Below are 13,784 nucleotides of genomic sequence, written 5' to 3' on the forward strand. Positions count from 1 at the left end.
TACTGAATCTATTTCAAAGGTTGAATAATTACGAGACGAAGTTGAAAAAAATAGAGATGCCCGCATGGACACCTCCTTGGTGCTGTGACAGCTATAAATTTAACGGTTGCCTGGAAGCAGCGACGGGCTATCGAATAGCCGCACATCGCCCTTTATTCCCCACTTGACGAAATGCCACTGCGTGCCTGTGGTTCGTTCCGGAGCATCTGCTCTGTCGGCAAAATTTTTCACCCCTTCGTATTGACCGGGACTGGTCAAATGCCTGTCTCCGTCCACATGGCGATGCGGTCCATAAACGTTATACGTGCTGGGATACAACGAAACGGTCAAAGGATAGTTTCCTGCATCCAGTCGCCCCGTCTTCACGCGCCACTCCGGTCCCCAACACCAGCCCAACGCTAGTTCGCCCAGCCATATTTGAGCAGCCGCGGCATGAACATCTGTCAGTTGAAGAACACCGGCCGTTATGCTGCTTTCCACCTTCAGCTCCTTGGTTACCTGAACAGGCGTTCCGGAAAAAGGCAATCCGGACGAAATAAGGTCCGAACAGTCGAGCGGCTGAACGGAAGTCAGCCGGAATTCTCCTTCGGTCATCCATTGCGTCCCGTCTTTCTCTGTATAAGGCGACAAGCTCCCTACGCAGAACCGGCCAGTCAGAAAAGCTAGCGGATTCTGTTCGCCTTTGCCGCGCGTTAGAATCCCGATCAGCAATTCGCCTTTATCGCCGACACAATCATCCGGAACGGAAGCCTCGTATCCGCTCTCCGTCTCCCGCAACTCCAGCCGTATCCCATTAACCGTCGTCTCCTCCACCTCATCGTGCAGAACGATACGCAAACCAGTGAAGGAAGAGGCCCCGTCGAATAAAATCCGCGCTTGCAGCCCGGCTTCCGCATGGTGCAGGAAAGGAATAAGCAATTGGTTGGACTTGGGCAGCTCCGCATGCCAGGCCGACTGCTCCGGCACGAGCTCAGGCAGCGCCTTCGCAGTCATCGGTTCTATTGTTGCCTTGTCGGGATGCCAGGTTGTCGCTTCCCTAACCTGAATGCCGGCCTCCGCCGCTTCGGAGACCCACTTCGGATCATTCCACAGGCAACCTTCAGCCAATACGACGGTACGATAATGACGAGAGCCGATGCGCAGCTTTCCCGGAAGGACTTGTCCTTCGGTTTCAACGACTCTCTCCTCTGTCAGCTCATAATGGATCCCTGCCGCATAACATGCTTCGACTAACCGCAGAAGCTTGTCATTCCATCTCCCGCTTGGAGAATCCGGCACATTCGAGCCGTCATGTTCGTTTAACTGCCGCGCTTCCTCGGGAAGGAAAGAAGCCATAATTCCGCGAGTAGGCACAACGATCAATAGCTCCGGCTCGGCATGGAGATCGGGCAGCCCTGCAGCCTTTGTCCTGATCGACTTCAGCAGCTCCGCGAATGCGTCCTTCCAGGTCAGGTGGCACGGCATGGAAGGCGGCCAATCCTGCACGGCCTGCGTCTTCAGCTTGAACTGATTCAAGTGCAGCACATATTGATCGATGCCGTGTCCCGCCAGCCACATAATATAATCCGTGAAGCTTTGGGGAGTCACTCCCCAGCCGCTGCCGCCCATTGCCTCGACGAGACAACCGTCCCTGCCCTGCTGAACCGCTACGGAGTGCAGCAGACGGGGGTAAAAGTGATTGCCCGGAAACCTCTCCAGCGCATCAATGGCTGGCGTTTCGATGCCTTTTAGCACCTGAAAGCAGGAACCGCTATAAGTCAATTGAAAATACGGATGCTCTTCCGCCTTCAAATGCGCCGTAAATCGTTTGCCGTGAGCTTGGCACCATGCTCCGATCGGTTGATAAAAACCCTCTATTAATGCATCGGTCAACATTTCCCAGAATCGGGCTCTGACTTGTTCGTGCTCTGCTCCATCGACGAACAATAATGGCAAGAGCGGCTCCAATACTTCCCCGTATCTTGTCTCGTACATCGCCGGGAAACGTTTGTCCCAGGGAACTCCGCCTCTGCTTACCGTAACGCCGTGCCCATCGAGAAATCCGACCTCATCGGAGAAGAAACCCTCGACGTAATCAAAAGCTTCCGGCTTCAGTCCCTTTCGGTAGCCTTCATGCGTAATCTCGATGAACAACGCTGCGGCTTCGGCCTGAAACGAAGACACCCCGGGGTGGGAACAAATCGTAATGCCGAATTCCCCACTCTCGAGAGGTCCATATTCCAGCCACTCGCATGCCAGATCGGGCCGTCTGTTCATTACCTCGCCGCCAGCGGTTCCGGAAGGCCAGCCATTCTCGTCGTACAACCAAAATTCCATCCCGATATCCCGGGCATACAAAATGAGATCGGACACCGTATTCAAATAAGAAGGACTCATGTAGCCCGGCTCATTCGGATAATAGCGAGGGTGAAAGACGACACCGTCCAAGCCAGCAGCCTGCAATTCATCTAGCTGGCATTGCAGCTTGCCCAGATCAAGCGCATCGTTAATGGACCAAAAGCTTGAAAATTTCAACCGCTTATTCATACAATGCTCTCCTTGTTGGCCAGAACCTTGATTAAAGCGATCCCACGTCCATCGGGATCGGATTCGCAGATCGCTTGAATCGCGACCCAAACGTCTTCACTCACCCTCGGCGCCGTATATATTCCTGCCTGCGATATAGAGCCGTTACTAGCCGCATCGCCGGCAACGCTCCAGATTACTCCGCCCGCTGCATCGATCACGGTTGCATGAAACGCCAGCGTATCCCCTGAAGCCATCTCGACCTGGACCGGCAGGATCTCGACTTGAGCCTGAGGCTTCATTGTCGTGTAGATGACGAATTGATAGCTTTGATCGATTAACGAATCTTGAATGACCCCGTTTACGGGTTCGATCGGCATGGAAGCGGGAAGAAGAGCATTTCCTTCCAGAATGACATCGGGCTTGTAAACATACTTGACCCATCGCAGGTCCGGCGGCATCTCCGGGCAAGCTATGTCGTAATCTATAGCTTCTCCTCCCCTGTACTCGACTACAATCGTCATATCCCCATCGGCGGATGCAAAGGCTGCCGTTCGCATTTGGTCCGAATCCGTTTCCGTATGAACGACCGAGCTGTGCGCCGGGATATATCTCGCCAGCAGCCCTGCGGCATAATAGCTTTTGTGGGGATTCATCCCCAGCACCAAAGAATCCCACAGCGTATAAACGCCGTTTGTATTCACATTCTCGTCGGGATCCTCGCACCACACACCGTTTAGTTGCCATACCAACGCGGAGCGAATGCCTTCGTTCGCCGCCTTGACGACATAATTGGCGAAGCCCGAATTCCAACCGCTTTCGTCGTCGCCGGACCAGCCGAACTCGGTCATCCCTACCGGCTTGGGCGACGTATAGTCCCGTCTAATCGCAATCTGTTCGCTTAACTGCTCGTAGGAACCGCCATAAATGTGAAAGGTGTATTCGTCGATGCAATCATCCGCATGATCCTTCATGTAATGCATCCATTCGCCGCTGGCGTCCACTTCCTCCGGTCCCCAAATCCGCACCCACTCTCTTCTGCCATCCGCGACCAATCGATCGTTAACCCGTTTCAACATCTCCGCATAATAAGCCTTCTGATCGCCGGGAGCTTCGAAATCCCAATGACCATTCGGCTCGTTGTAGAAGGATAAGTATTTCAATTTGGCGTAGCCGCGACCGACAATCAACTCTTGCAGCAGGGCGGAACATGAGACGGCATAGGCATCCAGATCGCGAGGGGCGCTGATGCGGCCTTCCGTTCCCGGAATGCTGAACCATTCCTGCACGGCTCTGCCGATTTTCCAGCCGAAATTCAATTGGACCTCGGTACCCGCGCTCTGCAGAACATCCATATATTTATAGAAGGCTTTCATTTCAGGACTGTTCCAGGTATACTCGCCTTTCGTCGGTTCCATCCAATCCACTTGGAACCATATTCTCGCCACTTTCGGCTTCATCGTCAATATTCGTTTTTTGTCCATTTCCCAATGCGCATCGGTATACCCTTGCAGCCTGTTGTTCGCCATCAGACATACCGGAATGATATTAACCCCTACTCCGAGGAAGTCGGCATGCAGAACCTGCTCGGGATATATGCGTACACTTGCTTTGTTCATAGGATTACTTCCTTCCGTTATACGTTAGGCACGATTGCGGAATGTTCCCGCAGCACCCGTCTGATCTCCCCTACTCTCACATTGCGCACCGACAGATGCCCCAGAGCCGCCAATGCAGCCGCAGCGCCTGCCGCCTGGCCCGTAGCCATGCAGGTTGCCTGAACGCGGTAGGCGGAATGCGCCGTGCGATCGCCGGAGATACAACGGCCGGCCGTTAGCAGATGATCGCTTCCGCGCGGTATGAGCGCTCCATAAGGAATGGTAGGCACAACGCCTTCGGCCAACGGTCTGACATCGGTATCGTTGGAATTATGCTGGTGAATATCAATCGGATAATAGCTGTAGCATATCGCATCCGTCCACATGGTTCCGCCGATATAACTTTCCGCGTCGATAAACGCCTCGCCGACAATGCGCCGCGTTTCCCGGATTCCGCATTCATTGGCGAAATATTCCACTTGAAGCCCCTCGCATCCAGGAATTTTTTTCAAATACAAGTAAATTCGCATTAATGCCTCGCGCGCCTGAATTTCAGCCCGGGTTTTGGATAAGGAAGTTGCGCCGTCGATCCCGGTAATGTGCAGCGAAGCGCTCCCCCTGTTAGCAAGCTCTCTGTACAACGGAATATCGCCGGGCAAATGATCGGTTTTCCTAAGCGCGCCTGCCTCGAGAGCCGCGGCATAGTTTTCCTTCAGCTTGCCGGCGTCTACCTGATCCAGCTGATACCCTTCCAGCCTATATACCAGGGTTCCGGGCTGCAGATGCTCCTCCGGCGCCAATGCATATCCCATCATAGCCGCCAGATTGGCATCGCCGGTTGCATCTACCAGCTTCTTGAATCCGATTGCGGCCAATCCCGATTTGCCGGCCACGATTAATCGATGCTCGCCATCTCCATCTCCATCTCCATCTCCATGCCCGGCCGCTAAGATCGCTGCGGGCATTTCGTGATATCGCAGCGCTACGCCTGCCTCCAAACACATTTCTTCCAATACGGCGCTATAAACAAATTTGTTGACTCTTACCTGATGCTCCCAATGCCGATCCCCAACATCCTTCGTGAAATCGGGCAATGACGCGCCGCCTTTGGCTACTGTTTTTTCTATAGCTTCCCAACCGATTCCGGCTATCACTTGTTTGCCTTTTACATGAAACAATCCGGGGAAGTTCACCGCCGCAACTACGGTTGTTCCTCCCAGAATGCTGTTTTTTTCAATAAGCGCCGTTTTGGCACCCGCTCTGGCCGCTTGGACAGCCGCGGAAAAACCGGCAGATCCTCCACCGACAACTACAACATCGTAACGCTCCGATATAACCAATTCATTCAGCCGCATAATGGTGATCCTCTCCTCCAAAAATGACCCTGCTTCGGGCTTTCTTTCATGTTAAGCTCGCAGGGGGAGTTACAGAATGGTGGAATATGCGAATTGATTGAAAAATATTGTATCATGATTAATAAAGTTGAACTTTTTATTGATATAGTTGAACATTTTACGGGACCCATTATGCGGAATATAGCAAATTTAAGATAGCGGTCACCGCTTCGGCCCGCATCGTATATTCATTGGGAGCAAACCGATTGTTGCCTTTGCCCTGCATGAGACTCGCTTCAAAGGCTGCCGACACATAGGCGTCCGCCCAAGCAGGGATTTGATCCGCATCGTCAAAGCGATGTCCGGTCCCCTTGTCCACTTCCGTCGTATTTGCCTCTTTTGCCCGGACCAGCATGACCGTCATCTCGGTCCGGGTTATCCTTTGATCCGCGCGGAACGTATGATCCTCGTAACCGTTAACGAGGTTTGCTTCGACTGCCGCATAAATATGCGGCCTGTTCCAATCTTGCAGTTTATCGTGATCGTCAAATTCCACCTTCGGAGCAGCCGAGGCCGGCAGTTGAAGCGCCCGTGCAAGCATAGCGGCAAATTCGGCGCGCGTCACCTGCTTCTGCGGTCGGAAGGTACCGTCTTCATAACCGTTTACGAACCCCAGCTCCAATGCTTCCGCGATGTTCTCTTCCGCCCAATGACCGGCAATGTCCGACAAGGCGGCGAGTTTTCCGTTGCCTGCAACGACAACTTTGCTCAGCACCGGGTAAACCGTCATTTCCAGATCCGAATCGACCAGCTTTGCTTCATGCCATTCCACGACGGCATTCCCTCCGCGTATACGCTCGAACGTCAGAACGGCCAATTCCGCGTTCCCGCTAACGCCCGCTACTTTGCCGACCATCGTATGCGCCAGTTGAATAGCATTGCCCTTCACGATCGCCGGCACCGTATAACCGGCGATTTCGCTTTTGGCTTCAACAAGCTTCAGACGCAGCGAATCGAAGCTTACATTCAGATCGAATGCGAATGCATCGGCGAGATTGCGAGCTTGAACCGTTACCAGAATTTGTCCATTCTTCTCTTCCATCATTTTCAATTGAAACGCAGGTTTGTTTGCGGCATAAGAACTAGAAGGGCTTAAGACAAATACAACGGCCAGGAGCAAGGCCATGCCGGCAGCCAACTGATATCTCATTTCGAAATCATCCTTTCCCTATATAGCCGACAAGAGGAAGGCGTCGCCGCCTTCCTCCGGGCTTTTATTCTGCCAGCCAATCATCCAGAATCATTCGGGCGACCGCGGCTAGAGTACGAATTGTAATTTCGCCTTCATCGAGCAGATCCGCTATCGCGATTTCATTCCAGCTTGCGTTCTCCGAGTTTATCCCATAATATTTAGCCACGATAGACAAATCGGCAATCGAAATTCGGGAGTTGCCTTCAACAAGTGTAACGAGCTGTGAAGCAAAATGTTGAACGGCGTCGTTTAGTCCGGAAACCGCATCATTGACATTCGTTTGCGTAACGCTTGTACTTTCCCTGACTGCCTTTGCCGCATCGATGGCCGTTTGTAATGAAGCCTTCGAGCCCGGCGCATAGTGTCCCAGCTTGCCGTCATCGACAGCGGCGTCATGCTTCGACTGCGCGTTATCGATTGCAGCAATCAATGCGGTCTTGTCTGCCGGTACAGCGACATGGACTGAATTCCGGAACATCATAACGGCTTGCTGCAGCGTCGAGACAGCTTCCATGACTTGCTGTTTAGTCGCATTCGAATTTTCGTTGACCGCTTTCGCGGCCAAAATCGCCGCATGTAGCACATTTTTGGAGCCAACGGGATATTGTCCGCTATGCGAGCCCTCGGTCGCTCCGTCATGAAGCGCTTGCGCGGCCACGATTTCCGCATTCAGAGCGCTTTTATCCACTTCGATCACTTGAACGGTCAACATGGCCTCATGCGAGTCGACCTGCCAGGCGGCGGACTCGTTCGATATCCCGAAGTCGGACAGCGTTATTATAGTTGAGCCTGCCGAGGCAGAAGCTTTCGCTTTGCCTTGAAGAGCAATCACATGGCCGTCCTCGCTTACTGGCGCCCCCGTACCGAGCATCAGAATTCTAATTTGACCTTGCTCCGGCTTCACTCCCGTGCCAATCACTTGCAATTGGCCGACTAACGATTGAATGGCATTAGACGACAGGATCAGATGGCCATCATCATCAACAATGGTCTCGAACTCAAGCTTGGCCGGATCGTAATGAACAATGACATCCATGGCTGAGTAGCCTTCGTTTGCCTTCGATATTCCGATCTTCAGATCAAGCGTATCTCCGGCATGAACTTCGGAAGGGCCCTCCAATAGGGCAACAGGCTCCTCTGCCGGCTCTTCCGGATCAGGAGGCTCGCCGGATACATCCCGTAGCGATACCTCATCGATAAATCCCGTGCTTTCTCCCGTTTCGCTTTGTCCCGATGTGTGCGTCGCAACAAATTTGATCGTGTGCGGTCCTTCGCTTGCGTTGAAGCTAATCGTCGACAAGGACTCGAAATCCGGTGACGTAAGCGAATAAGAACCGATGATCGTATCGTCAAAGTACACATCAAAGGATTGCGTCCTGCCGCCGTTCGTCGATCGTTTGGCAGCCGAAAATTCAAGCTTGTATCTGCCTTCCTCGAAGTTCAAATATTGACTAATTTCGCCGAATTGGCCTCCCTTGGTTTGTAAAAATGCCGTTTGTATGCCTTCAGGTGCCGTGGCTGCAGCAAAAGCCCCGCCGTTCCGCTGAACCCCAGACAAAAGATTAAAGTTCCAGCTGAATTTCATCGGACCTGCCCGATGAGTCGCGACCTGCGGCTCTTCGAAGCCTGCGTTGCCGAGTGTCTCAAGCGGCTTCTCCGGAGGGAGTGGTTCCTGTACGTCCGGCGGCGGAGGCGCCATGCCTGCCGTCCTTACTTTAATCCCGTCAAGGAAGACGGCATGATCCGTTTCCGTTGCGGCTCCAACGAATTTGATCGTATGGTACCCGGCCGCAGCCGTAAATGAATCGGTTTTATGCAGGGTGAAATCCGACGAATTCGGTTCGAAGGAGCCGATCAAGGTATCGTCGAAATAAATGTCGAACGGCAGCTCTCCTCCAGGCGTCGATCGTGATGCCATGGAGAACCATAGCTCGTAATCTCCTTCTTTGAAATGGAGCTTCTGACTGATCTCGCCGCCGATGAAACTCCGTCCAACCATAAACGCGGTTTGGCCGCCCTCGGGAGCTCTTGCGGCTCCGAATTGGCCGCCATTTCTTTGGATGCCGGCCCGCACATTAAAATACCAGCCGTTCGTCATGGGGCCTGTCTGATAATTGGCCACGTTTGGCTTCTCGAATCCGGCATTGTAGACGGTTACGACCGGAAGCTCTGCGGGTATGTTGTAAGTGAAGTAACAGCGCTTTTCGGTCCCCGGATTAGGATCGCCGAAAAGGGCCGAAGTGCAAGCCGCTCCATCGGTAAGGTTCGCATAATGAAACAGCCCGTCCGAACCAAAGGCCACGCTGGCTTCGCCGGTAAACTCGCAATCGAAACCGTTCTCGTAGGCACAGAATTGATACCCATCGGGACCTAAGCTTGCATTAGCCATCTTGTATAGGCTGAAGGACACGGGAGATGGGTTCATTCCATCCTTGAAGGCAACTGCCTTAAGCGGAGTCGTGCCCCGCAACAAGAAAATCGGCTTGGTATACAACTCCGAAGCCAAGGTCGGCGTGCTGCCGTCCAACGTATACCTGATTTCGGCATCCGGCGTGGCTGTCGTAATCGTTACCGCCTCACCCGACGGATATTTGCCGTACGGAAGACTGAACGCCGGAATAGTCGCTTGCCCTTCCGCTGCAGTCGGCCTTACCTTCACCAAAGCGATACCGTAACCTTCATCGTCCTGTATGCTTGTTGCTTTGAGTGCGATAAGCTTCTCCTCGGTTACTGAAGGTGCAGTATAAAGTCCATCGTTCGTAATCGTTCCGTTGCCTTCGCCAATGACGCTCCAGGTCACGCCGCTGCTATTGTCTATGACATTGGCGTCGAATGTTTGGGTTTCTCCTCCCTCGACAGTCGACTCCAGCGGAGTAACCTCGACTTGCGTTTGGGCAGACATGGTCGTGTACACGATGACGTTGTGCTCCGCGTTGATCTCGTCATCCGCGAACGAATCTCCTGCCGCGAAGGTATGGCTCACTCCTGGAATAAGCGCGTTTCCATCAATCGATACATCCGCACGGTAAACATGTTTATTAAAGCTTTTATTTACCGCTTCATTAAAATCAAAGGCAACTTCCTTGTTCGTCCCCTCTTTCGTTTCGAGAACAATCGTCATTTCTCCATCGTCCGTCTTGAAGACAGCCGCTCTAATATCTTCCGATCCCGTGTCTACGGCAACAACCGAGCTATGAGGCGGTATGTAGCGGGTCAGCAAGCTGCTTTCATAATATCTTCTATAAGGATCGGTACCCAATACCAATGAATCCCACATTGTATAATTTCCGTTGGTATCATTGCCGACATAGGGATTAGGGAGCCATACGCCGTTTAATTGCCAGATCAACGCGCCGCCCAAACCCATATTGGCAGCTTTGATGACAGAACCGGCAAGCCCTGCATTCCATGCCGAATTATCCTCCGCAAAACCAAACTCCGTCATCATGACCGGCTTGCCTCCGGCCACGCTCGTGCGGTCCGTTATCGATTTCGTCAGTCCGTCGTACGACTGGCCGTATACATGGAAGGTATAGGCGTCAAAGTACTCGTCGGCGTTCTCCTGCATGTATTGCGTCCAATCAGGCGCCCCCGACTCCTCCGGACCCCAGATATCCACCAAATCTCTCAAACCATCTGCGGTCAGCTTGTCTGACACCTTTTTTACCATTTGCGCAAAGTACGCTTTTTGGTCTCCCGGCGCCTCGAAATCCCAATTTCCGTTCGCTTCGTTATAGAAGGTCAAATACTTGATATGATCATAACCCTTGACGTTAATCAGTTGATTCAATGCCGCCGATGCGGCGTTCGCAAAGGCATCCAGGTCGACGGGAGCGCTGATTCTTTTATCTACGTCAGGGAAGCTGAACCATTCCTGCGCTTCGACACCTACTTTCCAACCGAAGTTAAATTCAATTTCGGTCCCCGCTTCCTGCAGGACGTCCATATATCTGTAGAACTCGATCATTTTGTCGCTGTCCCATTGGTAGACGCCTTTCTCCAGCTCCATCCAATCCGTCTGGAACCAGACACGGGCTACCCTTGGTTTCATCGCGAGAATCCGCTTTCGATCCATCTCCCAATGCGCTTCGTTATAACCGAATCTATTGGTGCCCTCCATAAAGCTTACCGGAATGATATTGGCGCCTACTCCCAGAAAATCATCGTTAATGATCGTTTGAAGATCGATATCTACCGTGAATGACTCTGGCGATGCATTCGCTGCCGCAGGCTCCGGCGAAAACAGCAACGTTTGGAACATTACTGCTGCAGCCAGTAACAACATTCCGTATTTTTTAATTATTTTCATCCTTAAATTTGCCACGTTCAAATCTACCTCCGATCATTTTTCTTTAATATATTGATGTCTCCCTCTCTGATACACCTCCTTTAAAGCGCTTTCAGAGATAATCATAAGCATTTTTATGCGGATATAACACGGAGAAAATCAGGATTTTATTGAGTATTCTACTGATTCGATTGTGACAAGTTGAAATAATTACGGTTGTAGTTGAATGATCCGCGTGTTCGGCATCGTCATCATTGGATGTTCTGCACGCGAAAAAAAAGGAGGCCGCGAGGGCCTCCAAGATGCGGAAGAACCGCCAAGCCTTACTTCTGGTCAAGCGATTTCGTCGCCCTCATGTGTTACGGTTTTCCGATCGACAGAGGAGAAGGAAATAACCGCAACGACCGGCTCCTCGCTAGTGCATTTGGCCCAATGGGGGACTCCTTGGGGAATGCGGATCACGCTGCCCGGCTTCATCTTGACGATGTCGTCTCCGAGCTTGTGGTCGCATTCTCCGGATATGACATAGAGCAGTTCCTCGCAATTCGGATGGGAGTGCAGCGGATTGCGTTCATTCGGATGAATGGTAACGATACCAAAGGTTTGCTTCGCTTCCGGCATGTTATGGTTGCCGATGAGCCAGCTCAACTTTCCCCAGCTTAATTCCACCTTTTCGGTAGTTTCCAATGATTGGACATACTCGGATGCATTGTGAATCGTCATGATCGCTCACTCCTATCAGATATATTCATATTGTTTAATAGCTCCTTCGCGCATCGCAGGGAAAACGCCGGTTCATTGACGGCACAGTCTATCTTGATAATCTGGAAGCCTGAGATGAATTCTTCTCTGCTGCTCATTGAATCATGAACTCCCATCTTCATTCATGGAATCGATTATGTTTTTGACGTAATCGTAGTTCCGTTTGTCCAAATTATTGTAGTCATAGCCAGGTTTGACTTCTCCGTGGGAAGGGTTAAGGCAGATGACCTCGGTTGCTTTGTCCGCCAATACTTGCTTCGTCAACTCCGCAACCGGCCAGGATGCGTCATCCAATGCGCTTTGCCAAACCAGCTTGTCGCCCGACTCGCCGGTTTGGCCGCCCTTCAGATGATAGTATCCCATGAGAGGCCGAAGCTCGCGGTATACATCCATCGTCGGGAAGGTCCCTTCGAACCATATGTTCTGCACATCGAAGGTGAAGCTCACTTTGTCCGGCCTGTTCAATTCTCGGAAGAACCCAATAATTTCGTTTGGCTTGCTCCAGATGCATTTTTTTGCTTCGTTCTCGATGGTCACCTGGAGTCCGGCGCTGTGAATGCGGTCCACGGCTTCCCGGTACATGGGGATGACCCATGGATGATTCGCTTCCATATGTTCGACGCTGTCCAGATACGCATCACGCTTGCTGGATCTGGCGGACAGGAGCCGTACGACTTTAGGCTTCAACACTTCCGCAAGTTGAATGATATGCTCGATCTCGGCGTCGTAGCGGTTCGCGAATGCTTCGCGGCCCAGCTCGATATCATTTAGAAAGATTCCGGATGACAAACAGTATACCGACATATCCCGCTCCGCAATTTGCTCCGCCGCCGCTTTTGCCTCGTCAATCGTCAGCCCCGCCAGATTTTTACCGAAAATGTTCTGACGCAGATCCAGCACCTGAATTCCCCAGGATTTCTGGATATCGAGCGATGCGGCGAAATCCTGGCTCACCATATCGTTTAGAATCGTTATTTGTGCCATTCAAGCACCCCGCTTTCGATAGTCGTATTTAGGTTGAACAAGTGCATGTACAAGCTGTACAAGCTTACAGGGCCTCGTAATGGACCCGAATGATCTCTCCTGTTGCGGCCGAATCGCGGATCGCTTCGTACAAAACCATCGTTTTGTAGCCTTCATAAATCGGAGACCGGGTCGCTCCGCAGCCTCTGCCTTCCTTGACCGCCGCAAAAAATTCAATGAGCTCCGCCAAGTGGCCCGTATCCATGCCGCTGTCCCCGGCGCTTATGAATGTAGGCGGCTCGCGCCATTCGACTCCTTGCTCGTTCTCTGAAATTTTCCAGCTCGACGAATTGTGTACGGTCATGAAATTACCGCCCTTAATGGAAATCTCCACTTCCTCCGTAGGCAGCTTGTAGCTTCTGCCGCAGTTCAAATTGAGGGAACCGACTGCGCCGTTCGCGAACTTCAGGCTAACCGCATAGGCGTCCTTCCCTTTGGCAAAGCAGAATACCTGCTCCACATCCCCGAACAAATAATGCATTAAGTCGATGATGTGCACCGTGAAGTCGAACAAGAAGTCCCGCTTGAGCGAATGGTTCTCGTATTGCCTGGAGGCGTAATCGGCCGAGATGGAATACAAATCCTCCGCCTGGAAGCCGGCCAGCCATTCTTTGGCTCTTGTATAAGCCGCGTTATACCGCTTCTTGAACGCCGTCATGCACAGAATGCCTGTTTCGGCGGATACCCGCGCAACCTCCAAAGCGTCCCGGGACGATACAGCCGGCGGCTTCTCCGTGTAGACCGGATACCCCAGCTTCATCACCTCGATGCCCAGCTTATAGTGCATCTCGGGCCCAATGCAGATGATGACGGCATCCGGCTTTTCCCGCTCCAGCATCTCCTTGTATTCCGAGTATGCGCGTCCTCCGAATCGGGAAGCATTCAGCCGGGCCATCTCCTCATTCAGGTCGCAACAGGCGACAAGCTGTGCGCCGGCCGCGCCGATATACGGATAAATACGCTTTGTCGAAAGCGATCCCGCACCGATAATCGCGATTCTTACATCTTGTTTTGTCATGTAC

The 13,784-nt window shown here is 52.3% G+C and carries 8 protein-coding genes; all 8 read right to left on the reverse strand.

The features are described from left to right. Window positions 1–99: 99 nt before the first annotated feature. The 8 genes from H7F31_RS31710 to H7F31_RS31745 all read right to left on the reverse strand — a co-directional run bounded on the left by H7F31_RS31710 (window position 100) and on the right by H7F31_RS31745 (window position 13,780). Window positions 100–2,526: a hypothetical protein gene (locus tag H7F31_RS31710; protein WP_187102091.1), complete on the reverse strand. Its 2,427-nt coding sequence runs from the start codon at window positions 2,524–2,526 to the stop codon at window positions 100–102. Further along, window positions 2,523–4,124 carry a glycoside hydrolase gene (locus H7F31_RS31715; RefSeq protein ID WP_187102092.1) on the reverse strand — a complete coding sequence of 534 codons (1,602 nt, stop codon included), beginning with the start codon at window positions 4,122–4,124 and terminating at the stop codon, window positions 2,523–2,525. Before H7F31_RS31715 ends, H7F31_RS31710 begins: the two co-directional genes overlap by 4 nt. A 17-nt stretch (window positions 4,125–4,141) precedes the next feature. After that, window positions 4,142–5,458: an FAD-dependent oxidoreductase gene (locus tag H7F31_RS31720; RefSeq protein ID WP_187102093.1), complete on the reverse strand. Its 1,317-nt coding sequence runs from the start codon at window positions 5,456–5,458 to the stop codon at window positions 4,142–4,144. A gap of 169 nt (window positions 5,459–5,627) precedes the next feature. After that, window positions 5,628–6,647, reverse strand: a complete 1,020-nt coding sequence (locus tag H7F31_RS31725; RefSeq protein ID WP_187102094.1) for an S-layer homology domain-containing protein — start codon at window positions 6,645–6,647, stop codon at window positions 5,628–5,630. A 64-nt stretch (window positions 6,648–6,711) separates the two neighbouring features. After that, window positions 6,712–10,998, reverse strand: a complete 4,287-nt coding sequence (locus tag H7F31_RS31730) for a chitobiase/beta-hexosaminidase C-terminal domain-containing protein (protein WP_187102095.1) — start codon at window positions 10,996–10,998, stop codon at window positions 6,712–6,714. A gap of 312 nt (window positions 10,999–11,310) precedes the next feature. Then, window positions 11,311–11,700, reverse strand: a complete 390-nt coding sequence (locus H7F31_RS31735) for a cupin domain-containing protein (protein WP_187102096.1) — start codon at window positions 11,698–11,700, stop codon at window positions 11,311–11,313. 141 nt (window positions 11,701–11,841) lie between these two features. Continuing rightward, window positions 11,842–12,723, reverse strand: a complete 882-nt coding sequence (locus H7F31_RS31740) for a sugar phosphate isomerase/epimerase (RefSeq protein ID WP_261800208.1) — start codon at window positions 12,721–12,723, stop codon at window positions 11,842–11,844. 64 nt (window positions 12,724–12,787) lie between these two features. Continuing rightward, window positions 12,788–13,780, reverse strand: coding sequence for a Gfo/Idh/MocA family protein (locus H7F31_RS31745; protein WP_187102097.1), 993 nt, complete (start codon window positions 13,778–13,780; stop codon window positions 12,788–12,790). Window positions 13,781–13,784: the final 4 nt, after the last annotated feature.

Source organism: Paenibacillus sp. PAMC21692 (assembly GCF_014303795.1).
GTDB classification, from domain to species: domain Bacteria; phylum Bacillota; class Bacilli; order Paenibacillales; family Paenibacillaceae; genus Pristimantibacillus; species Pristimantibacillus agaridevorans.